Origin of the sequence: Oceaniglobus trochenteri, assembly GCF_020529025.1 — a bacterium.
Classification (GTDB): domain Bacteria; phylum Pseudomonadota; class Alphaproteobacteria; order Rhodobacterales; family Rhodobacteraceae; genus Oceaniglobus; species Oceaniglobus trochenteri.
Genome location: NZ_JACNMM010000003.1, coordinates 159,273 through 181,280, shown reverse-complemented (window position 1 = coordinate 181,280; position 22,008 = coordinate 159,273). Strand labels below are relative to the sequence as shown.

Sequence of the window (22,008 nt, the reverse complement as noted above, 5' to 3'; positions counted from 1 at the left end):
GGTTTCACTCGCTCAGCGTGACTTCGGACAGGTTGTTCAGCCGGCCCAGCGGGTTGATGACGAACCCTTCGACCTTGGGGCCAACCGCCGTCATCAGATCGCCATAGGCGATGTGCGCCACCGGGCCCTGGCAGGCCAGCCGCTTTTGCAGGTCGGCATAGATTTCCTGCCGCTTCTCCATGTCGGTCACGCTGCGGCCTTCGTCCAGCAGGGCGTCGATCTCGGGGTTGTCGTACTTGAACACGTTGGTGGAACCGCCGCCATAGAAGGTGCGGTAGAAGTACAGGTCGGGGTCGATGGCACCGCCGTTGGCCGAGACGAACATGTCAAAATTCGAGTTGCGCCAATCCTGCACGAACTGCCCGATTTCCTGGTTCACCAGTTCAACCTCGATCCCGCCGGCGGCCAGTTGCTGCTGTGCCACCTGGGCAATGTCGCGGGCATCCTGGCGGGGCAGAACGATCATGCGGATCTTCAGCGGTTCGGTCACGCCCGACAGCGCCAGCTTGGCCTTGGCGCCTTCCACGTCCTGCGTATAGCAGGCGTATTCCGATGTATCGACGGCCCAGCTTGTCAGCGCGGGCGACAGCGGGCCGGCGGGCACACCGGCGCCGAAAAGCGCCGCGTCGATGATGCTTTGACGGTCCAGCAGCATGTTCACCGCCTCGCGCACCTCGGGGTTGTCCAGCGGCGCGACCGAGGCATTCATCCCGATCAGCGTGTAAGACAGATCGCGGGTATCCTGGATCTCGATGTTCGGATTGGCCGACAGCGTCAGCGAGGTGGCCGGATCGATCCCCGGCAGCAGGTCATAGTCACCGGCAAGGAAGCCGGCCTGCGCGGTGGCGGATTCGGGCACGAAGTGGAACCGCACCTCACCGATCTTCGGCAGGCCGTCCATGTAATAGCCATCGAAGGCGGTCAGGCTGATATAGCCGTTCGGCTGCCATTCGGCAAAGGCGAAGGGCCCGGTGCCGACGGGGGTTTTCTGAAGCGCGTCGGGGTCGTCCTCGAACTCGGCCGGAACGATGGCGACGGTGGCCAGCGAGGCCAGCAGCGGCGCGAAGGGCGCATCCAGCGTCAGGCGGATCGTGGCGGGATCGACCACCTCGATATCGGTGATCGGGCTGATCCGGCTGGCCAGCGGCGATGCGATCTTTTCCGACAGGACACGGCGCAGGGATGCGGCCACGTCCTCGGCGTCGAAGGTGCTGCCGTCGTGGAAGGTGGCGCCTTCGCGCAGCTTGAAGGTATAGGTCTTGCCGTCCTCGGAAATCTCCCAGCTTTCGGCAAGGGCGGGGGTGATGTCGAGATCGGCGTTGATGCCGGTCAGCGCCTCATAGATGTTGGGGCTGGCAATCAGGACCGAGTTGAAGGCGGTGACAAGATGCGGGTCAAGCCCGGCAGGCGGCGAATTCAGCGCCACGTCCAGCGTCTGAGCCGAGGCCATTCCGGCCATGGCGAGGATCGTGCCGGAGGCCAGCGCCGCCTTGGTCGTTCTGATGATCATGAGGTGTCTCCCTGGGCTTGCGGCCGCCGGTTGCGGGCTGGCGGCATTGTTGCTTTCCGGCGTGGCAAGATGGTGCAGACCAATCCAGAACCACACTGGACAGAATCGACGTTAGGGGATTAGGGTCGTTCACGCAATACGCGCGTTCATCGGTTTCTCATGAAGGAACCCGGCGCGCAGATCGACAAGCGCAGGGGCCAATACATGACCAATTCCGCCGTACAGGACCGCCCGCGCAGCCCCGACACCGGGCAGGCGCCGCTGTTGCGGCTTGAGGGCCTGACCCTGGGCGCCGGGGGCAACGCGGTGGTCGAAGACGTGACGCTGGACGCGGCCGCCGGCGAGATGGTGGGCCTGGTCGGCGAATCCGGCTGCGGCAAATCGGTGACTGCGCTGGCCATCCTGCGCCTTCTGGCCGAACCGCAGATCCGCCCCACCGCCGGGCGCGTCATGCTGGACGGGCGCGATCTTCTGTCCCTGCCCATGCGCGACATGGAAGGCGTGCGCGGCAACGACGTGGCGATGATCTTTCAGGAGCCGATGACGTCGCTGAACCCGGTGCTGACCGTGGGCGATCAGGTCAGCGAGGCGATCCTGCTGCACCGCGATGTGAGCCGCGCCGGAGCGATGGAGGCGGCCGAGGCGATGCTGGCCAAGGTGGGCCTGCCCGCGCCGCACCGCGCATTGGGGCGCTATCCGCACGAGATGTCGGGCGGTCAGCGCCAGCGCGTCATGATCGCCATTGCCCTGGCCTGCGGGCCGCGCCTTCTGGTGGCCGACGAACCCACCACCGCGCTTGACGTGACGGTGCAGGCCCAGATCCTTGACCTGCTCGACGATCTGCGCCGTGAAACCGGGATGGCGGTTCTTCTCATCACCCACGATCTGGGCGTGGTGGCGCAATATTGCGACCGGGTGGCGGTGATGTATGGCGGGCGCATCGTCGAACAGGCCCCCGCCGATGCCCTGTTTGCCCACCCCCGCCACCGGTATTCCCAGGCCCTGCTTGCCACCATGCCCGCGTCGAACCCGCCGGGCGCACGCCTGCCGGCCATCGCCGGCCTTGTCCCGCCGCCGGGCAAGCGGCCGCCGGGCTGTGCCTATCATCCGCGCTGCGCCCACCCGGTCGAAAGCTGCGCGGCACGGATGCCCCCGCTTGCCCCCGCGACGGGCGCCCCCGATCACAGCGTCAGATGTTGGAACCCCGCATGAGCCTCTTGTCCGCCCGCAATCTTTCCAAGGTCTTTCCCGGCAAGGGCGGTGCTCCGATCCGTGCCGTCACCGACGTGTCGCTTGACGTGGCCCCGGGCGAGGTTCTGGGCCTTGTCGGCGAATCCGGCTGCGGCAAGTCCACCCTCGGGCGCAGCCTGTTGCGCCTGATCGAACCGACATCGGGCGAGATCACCTTCGACGGTCAGGACATCACGGTGCTGGGCAAGGCGGGGATGAAGAAAATTCGCCGCGACATGCAGATCGTGTTCCAGGATCCCTTCGGATCGCTCAACCCGACGCACCGGGTGGGGCATGTGATCGCCGAACCGCTGATCGTGCAGGGCGTGGGCGACAAGGCCACGCGCCGTGCCCGGGTGGCCGAACTGATCGACCTGGTGGGCCTGCCCGAGGATGCGGCGGGCCGCTATCCCCACGAATTTTCCGGCGGTCAGCGGCAACGCATCGCCATTGCCCGCGCCCTCGCGCTTGACCCGAAGCTGATTGTCGCGGACGAGGCCGTGTCGGCGCTGGATGTGTCGATCCAGAGCCAGATCGTCAACCTGATCTCGGACCTGCGCGCGCGCCTGAACCTGGCCATCGTGTTCATCAGCCACGATCTTTCGGTGATCCGCCATGTCAGCGACCGGATCGCGGTGATGTACCTGGGCCGGGTGGTCGAAATCGGCCCGGCGGAACGGATCATGGAAAACCCGCAGCACCCCTATACCCGCGCGCTCCTCTCGGCGATTCCGCGCATCGGTGCCCGGCGCGAGGACCGCGTGCGCCTGAACGGCGAAGTTCCCGATCCCTCGGCCCCGCCGCCCGGTTGCGCCTTCCATGGCCGTTGTCCGCAGGTGATGGAGGTTTGCCGCAAGACGCTTCCGCCGCTGGGCCAGCCCGCCGATGGCGAAGCGCACCACGAGGTCGCCTGCCATCTGCACCCGGTGGCCGCCCATGGTTGAAACGAAACTGGCCCGCGCCATGGCCCCCGTCCGCGCCGCGATTGCCGAAGGGCGCATTCCGGGCGGCATCCTTGGCCTTGTCACCGCCGAAGGCGCGCGCGCCGTCGCGGTCGAGGGCATGGCACAGATGCGCCCCGAGCGGCGTCCGCTGACCCGTGAAACATGGTTCGATCTTGCCTCGCTGACCAAGGTGATCTTCACCACGACGCGGATCCTCGATCTTGCGGCGCGGGGGGCCTTTTCGCTGGACGATCCCCTGACCGTGCTGATTCCCGACCTGCGCCAGTACGACATGAACGCCTGGGAACGGAAGGTCACCTTCCGCCAATGCCTGGGCCACCAGACCGCCTTTCCGGGGGTCGAGCCGATCTATACCTACGGCGACAACCCCGACACCCTGCGCGCCTTCGTTCTGCAACGCGAATGGCGCCAGGGGCCGCCCGTCTATTCCGACATCAACTTCATCCTGCTGGGCATCGCGCTGGAACGGTTCCACGGCTGCCGCCTGCGCGATCTCGACCCCGGGCTGGGGTTCAGCTTCGCCCCCGACCCCGATGTGACGGCGGCCACCGAAGACTGCACCTGGCGGGGGCGGGTGATCTGCGGCGAGGTGCATGACGAAAACTGCTTCGCACTTCAGGGGTCGGGCCATGCCGGGCTTTTCGGGACCATCGACGCGGTGCTGGACTATGCCCAGGGCCTGTTCGACCTGCCCGCCGATCATCTGATCCGCACACGCCTGTCGCCCGACCGCACCCACGGCTGGCAGGCGCCGCACCCCGGCTGGAACGGCGGCAGCCGGATTTCGGACAATGCCATCGGCCACACCGGGTTCACCGGCACGGGGCTCTGGGTGGATTACGACCGGGGCCATGCCTGGTCGCTTCTGACGAACCGCGTGCATCCGTCGCGCCACACCGACAGCGGCATTGCCGCGCTGCGCATCGAAGTTGGGGATCTGATCAATGAATGACATCTGGGCGGCCGGCCTGATGACCGGAACGGTGCTGGACGGCAATATCGACGTGGCGCTGATCCGCACCGATGGCGAAGGGGTGGCTCAATTCGGCGCCTATCGTCTGGTGCCCTATCCCGACGATCTGCGCGCCCTGCTGGTGGAAACACTGGACCAGGCCCGCACATGGGCCTTCGACGGCCCCGAGCCCGCGATCTTCGCCGAGGCCGAGGCGCGCCTCACCCTTGCCCAGGCCCAGGCGGTGCGCCTTGTGGCCGATGAGAACGGGCCGGGGATGGCCAATGTCGGGGTGGTGGGCTTTCACGGTCAATCGGTGCTGCACCGCGCCCCCGAACCGGGGCGGCGCGGCCAGACCCGGCAACTGGGCGATGGCCGGGCCATGGCGCAGGTGCTGGGCTGCCCGGTCGTCTACGATTTCCGCAGCGCCGACATGGCGGCGGGCGGGCAGGGGGCGCCGCTGTCGGGCACCTATCACGCGGCGCTTCTGCGCTCGCTGGGCCGCCCCGAAGGCACGGCGGTGCTGAACCTTGGCGGCGTGGCCAACGTGTCATGGCTTGGCCCAGACGACCGGCTGATCGCGTTTGATACCGGCCCCGCCAATGCGCCCATCAACGATTTCGTCGCCGCTCGCGGCCTTGGCGAAATGGACCGCGACGGCGCGCTTGCCCGTTCGGGCAGCGTGGACGAGGCGCGTCTGGCCAAAGCGCTCGATCATCCCTACATGACCGCGCCTTTCCCCAAATCGCTGGACCGGTTCGATTTCGGCACCGCCTTGGGTGATGGCCTGTCCGATGCCGATGGCGCCGCCACCCTCACCGCCTTTTCCGCCGCCGCCGTGGGCCGCGCACTGGATCTGCTGCCGATCCGCCCGACCCGGCTGATCGTCTGTGGCGGCGGGCGGCGCAACCCGGCGCTGATGGAGGCCATCGCGCAGCGCGCCGGGGTCGAGGCCGTCACCGCCGAAACCGTCGGCTGGCGCGGCGATGCCATCGAGGCCGAATGTTTCGCCCTGCTGGCGGTGCGCAGCCTGCGCGACCTGCCAATCAGCTTTCCCGACACCACCGGCGTGCCACAGCCCATGACAGGGGGGCGCATCGCCCGCCCGTGATCGCGCGGCGCCCTTTCTTTCTTGCTGAAAATACTCGCGCCGCAGGCACCGCGCGCAGCGCGGTTCAGGCGCCTTCGGTCAGGGCCAGATGCAACCGGCCATTGGCGCGCTGCAGGGCGGCTTCGCCTTCGGCGCGCGACAGGTCGCGCGACAGCATCACCACCGCCAGCTTGATCGACTGGTCTGCCGCGTCCAGGGTGCGCTGTGCCTCCTCCGGCGTGACATCCGCCAGATGCGCGACCATCTCGGCGGCGCGTTCGCGCAGCTTGGCGTTGCTGGGCTTCATCTCGACCATCCGGCCGCGATAGACATATCCAAGGCGTAGCATCACGGCCGTCGACAGGGTGTTGAGCACCGCCTTCTGCGCGGTGCCGGCCTTGAGGCGGGTTGACCCGGCCAGAACCTCGGCGCCCGTCGCGGCGGCAATCTCGATCTCGGCGGCGCGGCCCACGGCGCTTGTGGGGTTGTTCACCACGGCGATGGTCAGGGCCCCCTTGGCGCGGGCATGATCCAGCCCCCCGACAACATAGGGCGTGCGCCCCGAGGCGGCGACACCGATCACTACGTCGTCGGCGCCCAGGCCAAGCTGGTCCATCTCCTGAGCGGCGGCCTTCGCATCATCCTCGGCCCCCTCGACGGCATTGGTGAAGGCGCCCGGCCCGCCGGCCATCAGCGCCACGGCCCTTTCGCGCGGCCAACTGAAGGTGGGCGGCAGTTCGGCGGCATCCAGCGCCGCCAGCCGCCCCGAAGTGCCAGCCCCGAGATAGAGAAGCCGCCCGCCCCGTTCCAACCGGGCTGCGGCGGCATCGACGGCGCGCGACAGGGCGCCGGCCTGTCCCTGGACCGCCGCAATCGCGCCCAGCTGGCCTTCGATGATGGTCATGACGATCTCGTCCGTGGGCCAGGTCTCGACACCCCGGTAACGGGCGGCGGCGCTTTCGGTGGTGCTGGTCATTGGGGAAGTCCGATCTTGCTGGCCATCAGCGCGGCCTGGGCGGCGGCGTCGATGCGGGGAAAGGTGGGGGGATGGTCGGCCATGTCGCGTTCGATCCGCGCCCGGATCGCCGGGTGCAGGCCAAGGACGCCGCCGATGAACGACACGGGCGCGGCACCGCCCCGCCCGATCAGGGCGCGGGCCAGGCGCACCAGTTCGGCGCCGGCCTCTTCGATGATGCCAAGGGCCAGTGCGTCACCCTCGTGCGCGGCGGCGGCGACGGCCTGGGCCAGTTGGCCCACATGCCCGCGCCCGCGTCCGTAGACATAGGCGTTGATGGCATCGCGCCCGCTGCCGCCCGTGGCGGCGAAAAGGTGGCGGGCCAGGATCTCGGCGCCTTCGGGGGTGCCGGATTCGTCGATCACGCGGAAAAGCCGGTCCAGCGCGCGCAGGGCGATCCAGCTTCCCGAGCCGCCATCGTCGATCATGATGCCGCGCCCGCCGACGATGGTGGGTGTGCCGTCCTCTTCGATGGAGATGCCGATTGATCCGGTGCCCGAGGAAATCAGGTATCCGCGCCCCGGACCGTCGGGGGCGCCGAAGGCGGCGTGCCAGGCCAGCACCATATCGTTGGAATAGCTGTAGGAATCGCGCGGCAGGCCGAAGACCGCCTCGACCTGGCTTTCGATGCGGGGGTGGGGCAGGAACCCGGCGCCCGTGATGCCGAAATGTGCCGTTGCGGCGGCGCCGGGCATGGCGTCGCGGATCGCTTCCAGCGCACCGGCAAAGCTGGCCATGCTGGCGGCGTCGAAGATCAGGCCGCTGCCTCCTTCGGCCGCACCGCGTGCCAGTTCGCTGCCGTTGTCGTCGCAGACCACCCAGCGCGACGCCGTGCCGCCCATGTCGACGCCAAGATGCAGGGTCATGCCAGGCCGCCGATGAAACCGCGGGTGATTTCGCGGGGGTTGGTGATGGCGGTGCCGACGACAACGGCATGGGCGCCCGCGTCCAGCGCGGCGCGTACTTCGGCGGCGGTGCGAATGCGCCCTTCGGCCACGATGGGCACGTTCAGCCGGTTGGCCAGCGCCGTGATCAGCGCAAGGTCGGGGCCGCCGTTTTCGGGGGCGCTGGTGTAATCGGTATGGCCCGACAGGGTGGTGGCCACGTAATCGGCCCCCGCCTCGGCGGCGGCGATGCCTTCTTCCAGCGTGGAGATATCGGCAAAGCTGGCACAGCCCTGTGCCGCGACATGGGCGATGATCGCGCGCCAGTCGTCGCCCTGGCGCGGGCGGTCGGTGCAATCCAGCCCGACGATCTGCGCGCCCGCTGCCATGACGCCATCGGCGGCGGCCAGCGTGGGGGTGATATAGACCGGCACGTCACCGGCAAAGACCTTGTGGATGCCGATCATCGGTAGGTCGCTGACGGCGCGGATCGCGGCGATGTCTTCGGGCCCGTTGGCGCGCAGCCCCCGCGCGCCGCCCTGTTGCGCGGCCTGGGCCATGGCGGCCATGTGCACCGGTCCGTGCAGCGGATTGTCGGCGCGGGCCTGGCACGACACGATGAGCGCACCTTTGGGTAGAGTCTTCATTTGACGGCTCCTGATGTCATGCCGTTGATGAACTGCTTTGACAGGATGATATAGACGATGGTGATGGGCGCGGCGGCCAGGGTCAGCCCGGCGAACATCACGCCCCAGTTGGTGACGAATTCGCCGATGAAGGTGGTCATGCCCTGGGGCAGGGTTTTCAGGTTGTCGTCCTGGATGAACACCAGCGGAAAGAAGAAATCGTTCCAGATCGGCACGAGGTTGTAGATCGCCGCGATCACCATGGCCGGCCGGCACAGCGGCAGCATGATCGACCACATGATCCGCGCTTCCGATGCGCCGTCCATGCGCGCCGCATCCTCAAGCTCGCGGGGGAGCGTGCGGATGAATCCGGTCATGATGAAGATTGTCGAAGGCAGGCCCATGGCCACATAGACCGCCACCAGCGACAGGTGCGAGTTCAGGAAGCCCAGATCGCGGAACAGCACGAAAAGCGGGATGATCGCCAGTTTCAGCGGCAGCATCAGCCCGGCCATGAAGAACAGCAGCACGAAGGCCGACCCGCGGAAGGCATAGCGCCCCAGCGCATAAGAGGCCATCAGCCCCAGGATCAGGATCAGGATGATGGACACGCCCGTCACGAAGAACGAGTTGAACAGGTAGCGCAGGAAATTGCTCTGCGTTGCCATCGCGGTGAAATTCGACAGGTCGGTGAAATCGGGGATCGAGAAGGGCGACTGAAAGATCTCGATGTTCGACTTGAAGCCGGAAAAGACCATGATGACGATGGGAAACAGCATCAGGACGCTGTTGGCGATCAGGATGATCTGCATCAGCCCGTCGCGCCCGAAGGTCGCCAGAAGGCCGCGCTGGGTGTCGGGGGCTTCGCTCACAGGTCCAGCTCCTTCTTGCGCAAATGGAGGGTCCAGAAGGTGGCGACGATTGCGATGAACAGGAACATGATCACCGCCAGCGCCGAGCCAAGCCCGAAATCCTGCACCCCGGCCGATTGGTTGCCAAAGGCGGTGCGGTAAAAGAACAGGCCTAGGACGTCGGTCGATCCGAAGGGCGAACCGTCAAGCCCGGCCATGATGTAGGGCAGTTCGAACCAGTTGAACGATCCGATGAACAGCAGGATGAACACAACCGTGGTCGAGGGCGCGATCAGCGGCCAGACGATCTTGCGGATCAGGTGCCATTCGCTGTCGGTTTCCATTCGGGCGGCGTCGATCAGTTCCGAGGGGATGCGTTGCAGACCGGCCAGGAAGACCAGCGTGGGAAAGCCGACCCAGGCCCAGGCGTTCACGAAGATCAGCGCCGCCAGCGCCGTTTCGCTTTGCCCAAGCCAGGGCTGCACCAGCGAATCCAGCCCGACCGCCTTGAGCGATTGGTTCACGACGCCGAAGATGGGGTGGAAGAACAGCTTCCAGAGGTAACCGATGATGACGGTCGACAGGACCACGGGCAGGAACACCGCCACCCGGTGGAACCGCGCGCCCCAGAGATCGCGCCACAGGCAATAGGCCAGGATGAACCCGACGCCGTTCTGCACGATCATGAGCGAGGCGAAGACGATGATGTTGTGCTTGAACGCCTGCCAGGTGGTGCTGGCGAAGGGTTCTTCGAACAGGATGATGCGGAAATTCTCGAACCCGACAAAGCCTTCGCGCCGCAGACCGTTCCAGTCGTAGAAGGCATAGGCCAGCGCCGAGACGATGGGGTAGATCACGAACAGCGTCATGACCACCAGCGGCGGGACCAGCAGGAAGGTGATCCAGGCGCCGCGCCCGGTGATCCAGCCGCGCGGGCCCTTGGCGGGGGTGTCGGGGGTGGCGGTCATGGGCGGTTCCTTGAACAGGCCGGGCGCCCCATCGGGCGCCCGGCACCGGGTCTTATTTCTGGAAGGGTTCGTGATAGATGGCGATGCCGTCGGTCACGGCCTTGCCCACGGCGGCAGGATCGCTTTCACCGGCCAGCATCCGCTGGACCTCGGCCTGGATGAGGACCGAACCCGAGGGTTCCTGGAAGCGGAAGTTGGTCAGGAAGATATAGGGAACCGAGCTTTGGTTCAGGGTTGCCACGTCCTGCAGCAGCGGGTTTTCCAGGGTCACGCCAGGAACGGGGCTGATGTTGCCCAGCTTGTTGGCGAACTGCTGTGCGAATTCCTGGCTGGCCAGGAAGGCGAGGAACTTCTTCACCGCCTCGGGGTGTTCGGTGTTGGCGTTGCCGGCATAGCCACCGTCAAAGAACACGCCCACCAGCTTGGGGTCGTCGGCCGACACGCCGGGGGCGGCAAAGACGCCCAGGTTGATGTCGGGGTTCTGGCTTTGGATGTTGGCCAGTTCGAAGGAGCCGCCGGCGAACATGGCGGCCAGGCCCGAAGCGATCAGCTGCTGGGCCGAGGCATAGTCAAGCCCGGTGAAGCCGTCGGGGAAATACTCGCTGTACTCTTGCAGCGCCTTCATGCCCTCGATGAAGCGCGGATCGTTGAAATCCGTCGTTCCGGCCGAGATTTCGGCATAGAAGTCGGGGCCGACGATGGAAGACGCCAGCGCCGAGGCGATGGTTTCGTTCTGCCAGGCGGTCGCGGTGCCGTTGGCAAAGGCGAACATGCCCGCATCCTCGATGGCCTTGGCATTGGCCAGAAGCTCATCCTTGGTCTGGGGCACCGACAGGCCAAGCTGGTCGTAGATGTCCTTGTTGTAGATCACCAGCATGGTCTGGCTGGCGAAGGGCACGGCATAGACCTTGCCATCCTCGCGCAGGGTTTCCGCAGTCAGCGCGGCGGCGGGAAAGCTGTCGAGCCCGGGGATGGATTCGGCGTCCAGCGGCATCAGGTAGCCGCCCGCAGCGACGGTTTCAAACGCACCGTAGGCGCGCACCATCATCGCATCGGGCCCCTGGTCGCCCGCCAGCGCGGTCGACAGCACGGTGGCATAGCTTGCGGCCTCGAAAGCTTCGAAGCTGACGTTGATGCCTTCGTTTTCGGCTTCGAACTGGTCGATCAGCTCTTCATAGACGGCGCGGTCTTCCTGGCGCCAGCTCCAGAAGGTGATGTCCTGGGCCAGGGCGGGGGCGGCGATTGCGCCCGCGATCATGGCCAGGGTGGCAGTCGTGAAGGTTTTTTTCATTATGACTCTCCTGTTGGTGTGGTTGCCGGTCCGGCGCGGGCGGTTACAGTCTCAGGCCGGAATCGGGATCGAAGAAATGCAGCGCATCGGCGCGCGGGGCGACGCGGATCTTGCCGCCGGTCACCTGCTTGTCAGAGGCCGGATCGACCCGGGCCGACACCAGCGTGCCGTCGCCCAGCCGCGCATAGACATAGGCATCGTTGCCCAGGTATTCGGAATAGACGAAATCGGCGGCATAGCCTTCGCCGTCGGGCGTCACGGTCAGGGCATCGGGGCGCAGGCCCAGCGTCACCTCGGCGCCGCTGTCGGGGGCGCCGGGCAGGGTGACGGCACCGCTGCCCGCGATTTCAAAGCTGTCGCCGCTGCGCGTGGCCTTCACCAAAGTCATGCGCGGCGAACCGATGAAGGTGGCCACGAAGGTGTTGCGCGGGGTTTCGAACAGTTCGCGGGGGGTACCCACCTGTTCGACCGCGCCGCCGTTCATCACCACGATCCGGGTGGCCAGGGTCATCGCCTCGACCTGGTCGTGGGTGACATAGATCATCGTGCCGCCGATTTCCTCGTGCAGCTTGGCGATTTCCAGCCGCACATCCGAGCGCAGCGCGGCGTCGAGGTTGGACAGGGGTTCGTCCAGAAGGAAGACATCGGGCTTGCGCACAAGGGCGCGGCCGATGGCGACGCGCTGGCGCTGCCCACCCGAAAGTTCGCGCGGCTTGCGATCAAGCAGCGGTTCAAGCCGCAGCATGGCGGCGGCCTCGTTGATGCGCGCCTCGATCTCGTCGGCGGGCAGACCCATGAGCTTCACCCCGAAGGTCATGTTCTCGCGCACCGACATGTGCGGGTAGAGCGCGTAGGACTGGAACACCATGGCGATGCCGCGCTTGGAGGGCGGCACATGGGTCATCTCGCGCCCGTCGATGGTGAAGGTTCCGCCCGAGGTCGGGTCAAGCCCGGCGATCAGCCGCAGAAGGGTGGATTTGCCACAGCCCGAAGGCCCGACGAAAACCACCAGCTCGCGGTCGCCGATCTCAAGGTCGATGCCGCGCAGCACTTCGGTGTTGCCAAACTGTTTGCGAATGCCCTTGAGCGATAGTTTCGCCATGTGGTGTGATCTCCCCTGTGGGACAGGCGTAGCAGGAAGTATTCGGTCCGGTCAAACCATTTCAATACCTGTTGGCGCTGGTAACACGCGAATTCGACGGTTTCCACAGGGGAAAGCGTTGCCAATTCCGGATTATTGGCCTTACATTGGTTTTATTCCTGACGCGGGCGGCCGGACCATTGACAGACGACCACGCCATATTCGCCCGGGCCATGGCGCGCGGGTCGGCCAGTGGGCCGCTTTACCGGCAGCTTGCCACGGCCATCGCCGAATTGATAGCCGAGGGCGCGCTGGAGCCGGGCGCGCCCCTTCCGCCCGAACGTGATCTGGCCCGGATCACGGGGCTGAGCCGGGTGACCGTGCGCCGTGCCCTGGGTGATCTGACCGAGGCGGGAAAACTTGAGGTGCGCCAGGGGTCAGGCACCTATGTGGCCTTGCGCCCTCCGCCCCGTGGGCTGCAACCGCTGCAACAACTCACCTCGTTTTCCGAGGACATGCGCCGGCGCGGGCTGAGCACCGGGTCGATCTGGATGGCGCGCGGGCTGCACGCGCCGACCAACGAAGAGATGATGTCGCTGGGGCTGTCCATGTCGGACCGGGTGGCACGGCTGGCGCGGGTGCGGCTGGCCGACGGGCGCCCCATGTCGGTCGAACGGGCCTCGCTGCCCATGGCGTTTCTGCCCGACCCCGAGGTGGTGACCGGATCGCTTTACGAGGTGTTGCAGGCGCGCGGGGTCTGTCCGGTGCGCGCGGTTCAGCGAATCACGGCTGTCAACGTCACCCCGCGCGATGCCGAATCCCTGGGGCTTCTGCCGGGGGCGGCGGCGCTTTCGGTGGTGCGGGTGTCCTATCTTGAAACCGGGCGGGCGGTGGAACTTGTCCGCTCGCTCTATCGGGGCGATGCCTATGACGTGGTGGCCGAACTCAGCTGAGTGTTGCGCGCCTTGCCCTGCACGGACCAATTTGCAGACCAATCCGTTTGGTGCCACAAGTTGCCCTCCCCCAGCCGGAGCCACCCCATGCTGTCCTTCCTTGTCCTGACCGTTGCGGGCCTTCTGGCTGGCGCCCTGAACGCCGTTGCGGGCGGGGGAACCTTTCTCAGCTTCCCTGCCCTTGTCTGGCTGGGGGTGCCGCCGCTGATGGCCAATGCCACGGCGACGCTGACAGCACTGCCCGGCTATATCGGCAGTGCATGGGCCTACCGGCGCGAATTCCGGGCCGAGGGCGCGCTGAGCCTTGGGGCGATCATCGGGGTTGCGGTGGCGGGTGGTCTGGCCGGTGCCATCCTGTTGCTGCTGACGCCCGGCGATGCCTTCGTGGGTATCGTGCCATGGCTGCTTCTGGCGGCGACGGTTCTGTTTGCCGTGGGGCCGCGTCTTCTGGCGCGGATCAAGGCGCGCGGGGCCGGGGCGGCCGGGCCGGTGGTTTCAGGCGCCGCAATCTTTGCCGTGTCAGTCTATGGCGGCTATTTCAACGGCGGGTTGGGGATCATGCTGCTGGCGGTGCTGGGGCTGATCGGCTTTACCAACCTGCACGGCATGAACGGGCTGAAGAACCTTCTGTCGGTGATCCTGTCGGTGGTTTCGGTCATCACCTATGCGCTGGCGGGGCTTATCGCCTGGGATTCGGCGCTGGTTCTGGCGGTGGCAACGGCGGTTGGCGGATACCTGGGCGCGCATATGGCCCGCCGCATCCGGCGGACCGAGCTTTTGCGCGCCGGGATCGTGGCCATCGGCGCGATCATGACGGTGCTGTTCTTCGTTCTTTAGGCGGTCAGGCTTTGCCGCGCCAGGGCGGCGATCAGATCGGTGCGCGACACGATGCCGACGATCCGCCCCTGCGTCAGAACCGGCACCGCCTCGCACCCGCCATCCGTCATCATCGGCAACAGGGCGGCGATCGGAGTCGTCGGCGTGACCCTGGGAATGGCGACGCCCATGATGTCGGCGGCGCGCAGGGGCTTTTCGCGGCGCCGGTCCAGCATCCGGCGCAGCGCAGTGCCGAACCGCCGGTCCAGGCGCAGGGCATCATCGCGCGCCCGGTCGATCAGGTGCAGCTGGAAGATCACGCCCAGGAATCTGTCGTCGGTCTCGACCACGGGCAGGGAAGTGAACCCGTGCCGGCGGAACAGATCGGCAATCTCCACCAGCGGGGTATCGGGGCCGACACAGACCAGGTCGCGCGACATGATGTCCTCGACGTTCAGGGGGCCGGTGCGGTGGCTGGCGGCCTGCATTTCGGCCGCGGCCAGCAGCCGTGCCAGGTCTTCCACCCCAAGGTTCAGGGACTGGCGATAGCGTTCGATGATGCCGGTCAGTTCCTCCTCGCTCAGGCCCAGGCGTTCGGGCGGTGCGGGGTCGCCGGTGCCGTGGACATTGGGATCGTCAAACTGGCGCAACGGATAGTGCCGCCCGGTCAGGCGCGCATAGACCACGCCGATCACAACCAGCGCGACGGTGCCCACAGCGACGGGCGCCAGGGCAAAGCGAAAGCCCAGCATCTCGATCGCCTCGGGGTTCATGGCTGCGGTCATGGCCACCGCCCCGGCGGGGGGATGGACCGCGCGCAGCGGCACCATCACCGCGATGGACAGCCCCACAGCAAGCGCCACCCGCCACACCGGATCGGGCACCGCAAGACAGGCCAGGACACCGACGATCGCGGCCACCGTGCTGCCGATCACGGCGTTCCAGGGCTGCGCCAGCGGGCTGTTGGGCACCGCGAACACCAGAACCGAAGTGGCCCCGAATGGGGCGATGAGGTAGAGCCCCAGCCGCAGGTCGACAGCGGGCGAAAGCACGAAAAGACCGGCAAGGCCCAGCCCGATCAGCGCCCCCAGCCCGGCGCGCAGCCCCTCGGTGGGGCGTGCGCCCGCAGATGCGGGGCCAAGCGCGCGCAGGATGTGTCTGAGGCCTGTCATCGTCACGGGTGAACCGGCCTTTCCTGCCTTGCGTCCGGGGCATCGGATAGCCGCGATCGGGCCGGGCTGCAATCGCCCGAAATCCGCGCAATTCGCCGCGAACCTTGCGGCGGAACAACGTTCGCGCCCGCCCCGGCCTCTATCTGACTGTCAAACGAAACCGATACAGATGAAGGAACGGGAAAATGGTAACCAGAAGAGCCGCATTGTTGGGCGTTGCCGGCGCGGCGGCGTTGCCGATATTGGCGAAGGCCGCCAAGGCCGAAGAGATCATGGACACCTCCATGGCGGAGCCGGTCGATCTTTCGGCGCTTGAGCGGGTGAAGGGCAAGCTGATCCGCCCGCCGATGGTTCCGATCCACGACCAGGTCGCACCCCCCAACCCCCGCATCATCGAATACGAGATGCAGATCGTGGAAAAGGAGATCGAGGTCGACAACGGCGTCTATCTTCAGGCCATGACGTTCAACGGATCGGTGCCCGGCCCGCTGATGGTGGTCCACGAGGGCGATTATGTCGAACTGACGCTGTTCAACTCGCCCGAGAACCTGATGCAGCACAACATCGACTTCCACTCGGCCACGGGTGCGCTCGGCGGTGGGTCGCTGACGCTGGTGAACCCCGGCGAAAAGACCACGCTGCGCTTCAAGGCGACGCGCCCCGGCGCCTTCGTCTATCACTGTGCACCGGGCGGTCCGATGATCCCCTGGCACGTCGTCAGCGGCATGTCGGGTGCCATCCTGGTTCTGCCCCGCGACGGCCTGAAGGATGCCGAAGGCAATCCGGTGCGTTATGACCGGGCCTATTACATCGGCGAGAACGACTTCTACATCCCGAAGGACGAAAACGGCGATTACAAGCGGTTCGAGGACGTGGGCGAAAGCTATCCCGATACGCTGGACGTCATGAACGGGCTGATCCCCAGCCACGTCGTGTTCAACGGCAAGGTCGGTGCGCTGACGGGCGATGGCGCCCTGCTGGCCAACCAGGGGGAAAAGGTGCTGTTCATCCACAGCCAGGCCAACCGCGATACCCGTCCGCACCTGATCGGCGGGCATGGTGACCTGGTCTGGGAGCGGGGCAAGTTCAACAACCCGCCCGAGAAGGACCTTGAGACCTGGTTCATCGCCGGCGGCTCCTGCGGGGTGGCGCTGTACGAATTCCGCCAGCCCGGCGTCTATGCCTATGTGAACCACAACCTGATCGAGGCGGTGAACCTTGGCGCGACGGCCCACGTGGTGGTGCAGGGTGAATGGAACAACGACCTGATGGAACAGGTCGAGGCTCCGACCGAGTACAACTCGGCCTACGAGGGCAAGACGGCGCTTCCGTGATCCTGACCGCCGAAGCGCACAGGGAGGAGAGGGGGGCGGCCGGGAAACCGGCCGCCCCCACCTGATTTGAATGCATCTGTCGTGACAGCCCGAAGGATGAAACCCATGCAACGCCGCAGATCCCTGATTGCCCTGGCCCTGGGCGCGACCGCCATCGCGGGGCTGGCGCTTTGGTTGCAACCGCCCGCCCAGCCGCGGCGCGCGCCGCCACAGACCACCCCGGTTGCGGCGGGCGAGATCACCTTTCGCCCCATCGGCAGTTTCCAGCAGGGCGGCAAGACGGTGACACCGCCCACCCGGAAGGTGGCCGTGCGGGCCTTCGACATCATGACCTATCAGGTGACGGGCCAGGATTACGACGCCTGCGTGCAGGCCGGCGCCTGCGTTGCGCCCGGCGTGAAGGTGGCCGGCTCCCTGCCCCAGACCCATGTGAACTGGAAGGACGCCTCCGCCTATGCCGCCTGGCTGTCCCGCGAAACCGGCACCACCTGGCGCCTGCCCTCGGCCGAGGAATGGCAATTGGCCGCCGCCGAAAGGTTCGGCGATGCCGCCCCCGCCGAAGACCTGCGCGATCCGGGGCAACGGATGCTGGAACAATACGAACGCGGCATACTTTTGCGCGGCCGGGTATCCTATGGGCTGCGCCCGGCGGGCGGATTCGGCACGAATTCGCAGGGCGTGGCCGACATGGCGGGCAATGTGTGGGAATGGACCGATGGCTGCATCGAGAATGGCACCCTGGCCCACAACGGCCGCGTCAACAGCAGCGAACCCTATTGCGGGGTGCGCATTGCCGGGGGGCTTCACCCGGCGGCCGTGATCGACTTTGTCCGCGATGCCGGTGTCGGCGGCTGTGCCGTTGGCCTGCCGCCGGATTTCCTGGGGTTCCGCCTGGTGCGGGGCGGCTGACGCCGGGCCTTACGAGGCCCGGCTGTACCGCACGCCCTCGGGCACATGGGCATCCAGCGCGCTGGCCACGATCCGGGTCAGGGCGCGGCCCTCGGGGGGGATGCTCAGCGCGTCGTCATCCAACGTGACCAGATCGCCGAAGCGCGCGGCGATCCCGGCCAGCACCGGATCAAGCGTTGCGGCAAGATCGCCGTGATCGGCCCTCAGCGCGCGGCGGTCCAGCCGGAAATCGCACATCAGCATCTCGATGGCGCGGGCGCGCAGAAGGTCATCGGCGCTCATCACATGACCCCGCGCCCCGGCCAGCGTGCCTGCCTCGATCCGCTGGATATAGGCGGGGGTGGCGGCGGCGTTCTGCACATAGCCCTGGGGCAGCCGCGAGATGGACGAGGCGCCCAGCCCGATCAGCGTGGCGCAGGTGTCGGCGGTATAGCCCTGGAAATTGCGCCGCAGCCGACCCCCGCGCGCGGCGGTTTCCAGCTCATCCCCCTCGCGCGCGAAATGGTCGATCCCGATGGTGGCAAAACCGGCGTCCCGGAACCTTGCGCCCGCCAGTTCGGCCAGGCGATAGCGGGCCATGTCGTCGGGCAGAACCGCCTCGTCGATCAGTTTCTGCCGCTTGGCCACCCATGGCACATGGGCATAGCCGAACAGGGCCACGCGGTCGGGGGCAAGGCTCAGCACCTTTTCCACGGTGTCGGCGATGCGGGCGTCGTCCTGGTGGGGCAGGCCATAGACCAGGTCGGTGTTCAGCGATCCGACACCGGCGGCCCGCAGATCGTCGACGCATTGGTGCGTGACGTCAAAAGGCTGGGCGCGCCCGATGGCGGCCTGCACGATGGGGTCGAAATCCTGGATGCCGATGCTGGCGCGGTTCATGCCCTCGGCGGCCAGCGCGTCGATCTTGGCGCGGTCCACCATGGTCGGGTCGATCTCGACCGAGAATTCCCAATCCTCGGTGGGCGGGATCACCGCCTTCACCGCCTGCGCCAGACGGTGGATCAGGTGCGGCGGCAGGATGGTGGGCGTTCCACCGCCCCAGTGCATCCGCCCCATGCGCAACCCTTGCGGCAGAACATCGCGCAGCAGCGCAAGTTCCTGTTCCAGCGTGCCGAGATAGCTTTCGACCGGCGACAGCGTGGTCGTGCCCTGGGTGCGGCAGGCGCAGAACCAGCACAGCCGCTCGCAGAACGGGATGTGCAGGTAGACCGATACCGGCACATCCGCCGGAAGCGCGGCCAGCGCGGTTGTCTGGTGGTCCGATCCGACGGCCGGGGAAAACACCGGTGCGGTGGGATAGGAGGTGTAGCGGGGCACGCGCGCGTCGAAAAGCCCGAGGGCGCGGAGGCGGTCAATCTGTTCCATGGCGCAGGATATGCCGATTCTGCGCCGGGGTGACTTTGCGCAGGATCAAAGTCAGACGGGAAAGGGTGAAACGCCGATCACCGTGGCGTGCAGGTGCAGAAGCGCCAGCCACAGGACAAGACCCATGGCGCAGCGCCCCAAGAGGCCACGGTTGGCGCGGCGCCAGCCGCGATGAGCGAGCGGCGCGAGCGAAAAGCGCGTCGTTGCCTCCAGCAGGGCGGTGTCATGCCGGGCGCGCCGGTCAAACAGCGGCATCGCGCCAAAGGCCAGCGCGGCAAATCCGCCGAACAGGATCACATGGGCCAGATCGCCATTGGGCACCATGTGCGACAACGCCCAAAGCCCCAGCGCCATCAGCACCGGGTGGCGGCAGACGGCCGCAAAGCCCGGCGCTTGCGGATCGAAGGCGCGCTTGCGCGAACCGCCCAGGGTGTGGGGCTGGGCCATGCCGATGCCACAGCAGGCCAGGACAAGGGCCAGCGGCATTGCCAGGTTCGGCACCCAGCGCATCCAGGGCAGTTGCGGCCAGAGTTCGACGTGGGGCGCCCGTCCGGCGGCAACGACGATCCAGGCCAGAAGGGCCAGCGAAAGCAGCCCGTAGACCGAGAAATACATCCGCCGCCCCCAGGCCCCGATCAACCTGTCGCGCAGCCCGCCCACACGGGGCAGGAAATGGCTGCCCATGAACAGCGCCATGGCCAGCGTGAATTCGCCCCAACCGTTCATGTCCCATCCGCCCGCTGCATCAGCCGCACGATATGACACCCGAAGACCCATGTGGCCGGAAGCCCCAGGAAAAGACCCCAAGCCGCCGCCTGCCAGGGCGTCAGATGCGGCAGGCCGATCCAGCCGCCCAAGAGCGAAGCGAAGAACAGGTTCACCCCCGCCGCCCCGGCCCCGAAGGGATAAAGTGCCGCGAACAGTCGGATCGAAGGGCGCGGTTTCATCTGCGGTTCACCAGAACCTGAACCGCCCCCAGCGCCACCACCAGCGCGATCGAGGCGGCAAGATACCAAAGCTCGGCCGATTCGGTCTGGGATTGCGGGATGGGGCGTTCGAAGGGTTCTGCCCATGCAGCCAGTGGCAGCAGGGCGAAAAGGGCGGTCAGAAGGCGCATGTCAGTACTCCGTCGTGAGGGTTTGATATATGTCGGGAAGCGCGCGGGGAAGGCGTGCCGGATCGGGCAGCAGGGTGAACCCCGCCCGCCCGAAGATGCGCGCGAACCAGTCCTGACCGTCGGCATCCACGATCACGCCATGCACCGCCTGGCCCAGGGCGCGGGCCTCGCGCACGGCCATCCGGCTGTCTTCGATACCGTGGATGCCCTCGTAATGGTCAAGATCGTTGGGTTTGCCGTCGGTGATGACCAGCAGCAGCCTGCGTGTCGCACCTTCCTGCGCCAGTTGCGCGCTGGCGTGGCGCAGGGCGGCGCCAAGGCGGGTGTAATGGCCGGGGGCGAAGCCGCCGATGCGCGCGGTGACGTTGGCGCCCATGGGTTCGTCAAAGGCCTTGGCCCGTTTCAGGAACACCCGGTCGCGGCGCAGCGACGAAAATCCCCAGATGGCCAGCCGGTCGCCCGCCGTTCCGATGCCGGTGGCCAGCGCGCAGAGCGATTCGCGGGCGGTGTCGATCACCGAACGTTCGCCCACCACCGCCTCGGTCGAGCGCGAGCAATCCATCAGGATCGCCACCGACAGATCGCGCGCCATGGGACGGGCCGATTGCCAGACCCGGTCGCTGCCTTCGCGCCCCGCCGCCAGATCGACGCGCGAGGCGATCAGTGCGTCAAGGTCCAGGTCGTCACCATCCATCTGCCGCGCCAGGATCACCCGGCGCGGATGCAGCGGCGCGAACTGGCGGCGCACCCGCGCCACCAGCCGGGGGTCGGGCGCATAGCTTTGCGCGCTGTCGCCCTCGGCCTCCAGAACGCGGGTGTGGTCGGGCATGTGGCTGGCGGTGCGGTGGTTCCATTCCGGGTAGGTGAACCTGCCCGCCAGCCGTTCGTGTTCGGCGTCCTGCGGCGAAAGATCCAGCGACACCCGCAGCCGAGTAGCGGCGCGTTTCAGGTGCTGGGACAGGGAAATATGGTCCTGGTCCTCGGCGGCCTTGGCGGCATTGTCCTGGTCGTCGTCATCCACCATGCGGTTGATGTTCAGGCTTTCGGCCCAGGACATGATCGTTTCGAACCGGTGGATGATGAAGCTGTCGGGCCGGTCGGCCTGATCGCGGTTTTCGCGCCTTGCGTCCTTGCGGGTGGCGATGCCGAAGGCCGGCTTCTGTCCGTCCTCGCTGTCGGCATCGGTGCCGATTCCGCCAATTCGCGGCCGCAGGCGCAGCCAGATCGGCACCGGCGCATAGGTGCGGTATCCGCGCGGGGCGGGGCAGGTCAGGCATTCCTCGTCCATGGCCAGCCCGTTCATCTGATCGAGGATCAGCCGCTCGACCCCCGCTTCGCAGCGGGGCAGGCCGCTGCGCCGACGGGTCAGGGCGATGTGGCGGCAGCATTCGCCGTAGGGGCCGCGCAGGCCGGGGCAGGCGGCCCAGGCGCGGTCGGCGGCGCGGGCCAGCGCGGCGATCTCGGCGCGGTCGTCGGCCAGCGGGTCGCCGCAGCGGGCCGGAAATTCCACCGCGGCCGCCATGGCCGCGAGCCACAGATAGGCGGCCCGGTTCAGATCGCGGGTCGGGAAAATGTCGATCACCGGTGGCAGGCGCAGGCGTTCGCCGTCGAAGTCGGCCACATGCACCATTTCGCGCGGTGTGCCGATCCGGCGCAGCCTGTCAGGCCGGTGGTCCGATGTGGCGGCGGGGGCGGCCACGATCTCGGTTCCCGGTCGCCCCCCCAGCGCGCGGAACAGGGCCGCGACGCTGGGGCGGATGGTGTCGAAGGTGACGGTGCGGTTGGCGTCACCTTCGGCACGCCCCATCCGCGTGGCCATGTCGTGCCACAGGTTGCCCACCGTCTCTTCGGGCTCCATCAGGTCAAGCAGATGGATCAT

General features: G+C 67.1%; 22 protein-coding genes. 8 read left to right on the top strand and 14 right to left on the bottom strand.

Translation table 11 applies throughout. From position 1 onward, the window contains the following. Window positions 1-4: 4 nt before the first annotated feature. A complete protein-coding gene (locus tag H7828_RS05170) occupies window positions 5-1,510 on the bottom strand; it encodes an ABC transporter substrate-binding protein (protein WP_226779941.1) in 1,506 nt (501 codons plus the stop codon). Between the two features lie 204 nt (window positions 1,511-1,714). On the opposite strand from H7828_RS05170, the gene H7828_RS05165 reads away from it, so the two are divergent. From H7828_RS05165 to H7828_RS05150, 4 genes are read left to right on the top strand one after another with little or no spacing between them, the layout of a single operon-like run. Continuing rightward, the gene (locus H7828_RS05165) at window positions 1,715-2,722 is read left to right on the top strand and encodes an ABC transporter ATP-binding protein (protein ID WP_226779940.1); all 1,008 of its coding nucleotides are present in this window, start codon (window positions 1,715-1,717) and stop codon (window positions 2,720-2,722) included. Next, complete coding sequence (locus H7828_RS05160; RefSeq protein ID WP_226779939.1) at window positions 2,719-3,684, top strand: ABC transporter ATP-binding protein; 966 nt, start codon at window positions 2,719-2,721, stop codon at window positions 3,682-3,684. The genes H7828_RS05165 and H7828_RS05160 overlap by 4 nt, the downstream gene beginning before the upstream one ends. Beyond that, on the top strand, window positions 3,677-4,657 hold the full coding sequence (locus H7828_RS05155) for a serine hydrolase domain-containing protein (RefSeq protein ID WP_226779938.1): 981 nt from the start codon (window positions 3,677-3,679) through the stop codon (window positions 4,655-4,657). Before H7828_RS05160 ends, H7828_RS05155 begins: the two co-directional genes overlap by 8 nt. Continuing rightward, window positions 4,650-5,768, top strand: coding sequence for an anhydro-N-acetylmuramic acid kinase (locus H7828_RS05150; protein ID WP_226779937.1), 1,119 nt, complete (start codon window positions 4,650-4,652; stop codon window positions 5,766-5,768). Before H7828_RS05155 ends, H7828_RS05150 begins: the two co-directional genes overlap by 8 nt. Window positions 5,769-5,832: 64 nt before the next feature. Here the strand turns inward: H7828_RS05150 and H7828_RS05145 are convergent, their stop codons facing one another. Genes H7828_RS05145 through H7828_RS05115 form a run of 7 tightly spaced genes read right to left on the bottom strand, consistent with a single transcriptional unit; the run spans window position 5,833 to window position 12,484 of the window. Beyond that, the gene (locus H7828_RS05145) at window positions 5,833-6,723 is read right to left on the bottom strand and encodes an N-acetylmuramic acid 6-phosphate etherase (protein WP_226779936.1); all 891 of its coding nucleotides are present in this window, start codon (window positions 6,721-6,723) and stop codon (window positions 5,833-5,835) included. Next, window positions 6,720-7,628: an N-acetylglucosamine kinase gene (locus tag H7828_RS05140; RefSeq protein WP_226779935.1), complete on the bottom strand. Its 909-nt coding sequence runs from the start codon at window positions 7,626-7,628 to the stop codon at window positions 6,720-6,722. The genes H7828_RS05145 and H7828_RS05140 overlap by 4 nt, the downstream gene beginning before the upstream one ends. Beyond that, a complete protein-coding gene (locus H7828_RS05135) occupies window positions 7,625-8,293 on the bottom strand; it encodes an N-acetylmannosamine-6-phosphate 2-epimerase (protein WP_226779934.1) in 669 nt (222 codons plus the stop codon). Before H7828_RS05135 ends, H7828_RS05140 begins: the two co-directional genes overlap by 4 nt. Beyond that, the gene (locus H7828_RS05130; RefSeq protein WP_226779933.1) at window positions 8,290-9,144 is read right to left on the bottom strand and encodes a carbohydrate ABC transporter permease; all 855 of its coding nucleotides are present in this window, start codon (window positions 9,142-9,144) and stop codon (window positions 8,290-8,292) included. Before H7828_RS05130 ends, H7828_RS05135 begins: the two co-directional genes overlap by 4 nt. Continuing rightward, window positions 9,141-10,091 (bottom strand): carbohydrate ABC transporter permease, encoded by a 951-nt coding sequence (locus tag H7828_RS05125; RefSeq protein ID WP_226779932.1) that lies wholly within the window; start codon window positions 10,089-10,091, stop codon window positions 9,141-9,143. Before H7828_RS05125 ends, H7828_RS05130 begins: the two co-directional genes overlap by 4 nt. Window positions 10,092-10,143: 52 nt before the next feature. Then, window positions 10,144-11,382: an extracellular solute-binding protein gene (locus H7828_RS05120; protein ID WP_226779931.1), complete on the bottom strand. Its 1,239-nt coding sequence runs from the start codon at window positions 11,380-11,382 to the stop codon at window positions 10,144-10,146. A 43-nt stretch (window positions 11,383-11,425) separates the two neighbouring features. Beyond that, window positions 11,426-12,484 carry an ABC transporter ATP-binding protein gene (locus H7828_RS05115; protein ID WP_226779930.1) on the bottom strand — a complete coding sequence of 353 codons (1,059 nt, stop codon included), beginning with the start codon at window positions 12,482-12,484 and terminating at the stop codon, window positions 11,426-11,428. Window positions 12,485-12,663: 179 nt separating this feature from the next. On the opposite strand from H7828_RS05115, the gene H7828_RS05110 reads away from it, so the two are divergent. Beyond that, window positions 12,664-13,416 carry a GntR family transcriptional regulator gene (locus tag H7828_RS05110; protein ID WP_342592284.1) on the top strand — a complete coding sequence of 251 codons (753 nt, stop codon included), beginning with the start codon at window positions 12,664-12,666 and terminating at the stop codon, window positions 13,414-13,416. A gap of 87 nt (window positions 13,417-13,503) precedes the next feature. Next, window positions 13,504-14,253 (top strand): sulfite exporter TauE/SafE family protein, encoded by a 750-nt coding sequence (locus H7828_RS05105; RefSeq protein ID WP_226779929.1) that lies wholly within the window; start codon window positions 13,504-13,506, stop codon window positions 14,251-14,253. Here H7828_RS05105 and H7828_RS05100 read toward each other — a convergent pair. Beyond that, window positions 14,250-15,404: an HPP family protein gene (locus H7828_RS05100; RefSeq protein WP_226779928.1), complete on the bottom strand. Its 1,155-nt coding sequence runs from the start codon at window positions 15,402-15,404 to the stop codon at window positions 14,250-14,252. The two genes, H7828_RS05105 and H7828_RS05100, sit on opposite strands and share 4 nt — an antisense overlap. Before the next feature lie 185 nt (window positions 15,405-15,589). On the opposite strand from H7828_RS05100, the gene nirK reads away from it, so the two are divergent. Together nirK and H7828_RS05090 are read left to right on the top strand one after the other, a co-directional pair. Continuing rightward, window positions 15,590-16,738, top strand: coding sequence for a copper-containing nitrite reductase (gene nirK / locus H7828_RS05095; protein ID WP_226779927.1), 1,149 nt, complete (start codon window positions 15,590-15,592; stop codon window positions 16,736-16,738). Window positions 16,739-16,843: 105 nt separating this feature from the next. Next, window positions 16,844-17,647, top strand: coding sequence for an SUMF1/EgtB/PvdO family nonheme iron enzyme (locus H7828_RS05090; protein ID WP_226779926.1), 804 nt, complete (start codon window positions 16,844-16,846; stop codon window positions 17,645-17,647). 9 nt (window positions 17,648-17,656) lie between these two features. Here the strand turns inward: H7828_RS05090 and hemN are convergent, their stop codons facing one another. The 5 genes from hemN to H7828_RS05065 are packed head-to-tail and all read right to left on the bottom strand — an operon-like array spanning window position 17,657 to window position 22,008. Further along, window positions 17,657-19,012, bottom strand: coding sequence for an oxygen-independent coproporphyrinogen III oxidase (gene hemN, locus H7828_RS05085; RefSeq protein WP_226779925.1), 1,356 nt, complete (start codon window positions 19,010-19,012; stop codon window positions 17,657-17,659). Window positions 19,013-19,063: 51 nt separating this feature from the next. Beyond that, window positions 19,064-19,738 carry an NnrU family protein gene (locus tag H7828_RS05080; protein ID WP_226779924.1) on the bottom strand — a complete coding sequence of 225 codons (675 nt, stop codon included), beginning with the start codon at window positions 19,736-19,738 and terminating at the stop codon, window positions 19,064-19,066. Next, window positions 19,735-19,959, bottom strand: a complete 225-nt coding sequence (locus H7828_RS05075; protein ID WP_226779923.1) for an NnrT protein — start codon at window positions 19,957-19,959, stop codon at window positions 19,735-19,737. The genes H7828_RS05080 and H7828_RS05075 overlap by 4 nt, the downstream gene beginning before the upstream one ends. Continuing rightward, on the bottom strand, window positions 19,956-20,129 hold the full coding sequence (locus H7828_RS05070; RefSeq protein WP_226779922.1) for a hypothetical protein: 174 nt from the start codon (window positions 20,127-20,129) through the stop codon (window positions 19,956-19,958). The genes H7828_RS05075 and H7828_RS05070 overlap by 4 nt, the downstream gene beginning before the upstream one ends. A gap of 1 nt (window position 20,130) precedes the next feature. Continuing rightward, window positions 20,131-22,008: a nitric oxide reductase activation protein NorD gene (locus H7828_RS05065; RefSeq protein ID WP_226779921.1), complete on the bottom strand. Its 1,878-nt coding sequence runs from the start codon at window positions 22,006-22,008 to the stop codon at window positions 20,131-20,133.

Coding starts and splice junctions, on each gene's coding strand:
- H7828_RS05170 (WP_226779941.1), bottom strand. CDS start 1,510: ATGATCATCAGAACGACCAAGGCGGCGCTGGCCTCCGGCACGATCCTC.
- H7828_RS05165 (WP_226779940.1), top strand. CDS start 1,715: ATGACCAATTCCGCCGTACAGGACCGCCCGCGCAGCCCCGACACCGGG.
- H7828_RS05160 (WP_226779939.1), top strand. CDS start 2,719: ATGAGCCTCTTGTCCGCCCGCAATCTTTCCAAGGTCTTTCCCGGCAAG.
- H7828_RS05155 (WP_226779938.1), top strand. CDS start 3,677: ATGGTTGAAACGAAACTGGCCCGCGCCATGGCCCCCGTCCGCGCCGCG.
- H7828_RS05150 (WP_226779937.1), top strand. CDS start 4,650: ATGAATGACATCTGGGCGGCCGGCCTGATGACCGGAACGGTGCTGGAC.
- H7828_RS05145 (WP_226779936.1), bottom strand. CDS start 6,723: ATGACCAGCACCACCGAAAGCGCCGCCGCCCGTTACCGGGGTGTCGAG.
- H7828_RS05140 (WP_226779935.1), bottom strand. CDS start 7,628: ATGACCCTGCATCTTGGCGTCGACATGGGCGGCACGGCGTCGCGCTGG.
- H7828_RS05135 (WP_226779934.1), bottom strand. CDS start 8,293: ATGAAGACTCTACCCAAAGGTGCGCTCATCGTGTCGTGCCAGGCCCGC.
- H7828_RS05125 (WP_226779932.1), bottom strand. CDS start 10,091: ATGACCGCCACCCCCGACACCCCCGCCAAGGGCCCGCGCGGCTGGATC.
- H7828_RS05120 (WP_226779931.1), bottom strand. CDS start 11,382: ATGAAAAAAACCTTCACGACTGCCACCCTGGCCATGATCGCGGGCGCA.
- H7828_RS05115 (WP_226779930.1), bottom strand. CDS start 12,484: ATGGCGAAACTATCGCTCAAGGGCATTCGCAAACAGTTTGGCAACACC.
- H7828_RS05105 (WP_226779929.1), top strand. CDS start 13,504: ATGCTGTCCTTCCTTGTCCTGACCGTTGCGGGCCTTCTGGCTGGCGCC.
- H7828_RS05100 (WP_226779928.1), bottom strand. CDS start 15,404: ATGACAGGCCTCAGACACATCCTGCGCGCGCTTGGCCCCGCATCTGCG.
- nirK (WP_226779927.1), top strand. CDS start 15,590: ATGGTAACCAGAAGAGCCGCATTGTTGGGCGTTGCCGGCGCGGCGGCG.
- H7828_RS05090 (WP_226779926.1), top strand. CDS start 16,844: ATGCAACGCCGCAGATCCCTGATTGCCCTGGCCCTGGGCGCGACCGCC.
- hemN (WP_226779925.1), bottom strand. CDS start 19,012: ATGGAACAGATTGACCGCCTCCGCGCCCTCGGGCTTTTCGACGCGCGC.
- H7828_RS05080 (WP_226779924.1), bottom strand. CDS start 19,738: ATGAACGGTTGGGGCGAATTCACGCTGGCCATGGCGCTGTTCATGGGC.
- H7828_RS05075 (WP_226779923.1), bottom strand. CDS start 19,959: ATGAAACCGCGCCCTTCGATCCGACTGTTCGCGGCACTTTATCCCTTC.
- H7828_RS05070 (WP_226779922.1), bottom strand. CDS start 20,129: ATGCGCCTTCTGACCGCCCTTTTCGCCCTGCTGCCACTGGCTGCATGG.
- H7828_RS05065 (WP_226779921.1), bottom strand. CDS start 22,008: ATGATCCATCTGCTTGACCTGATGGAGCCCGAAGAGACGGTGGGCAAC.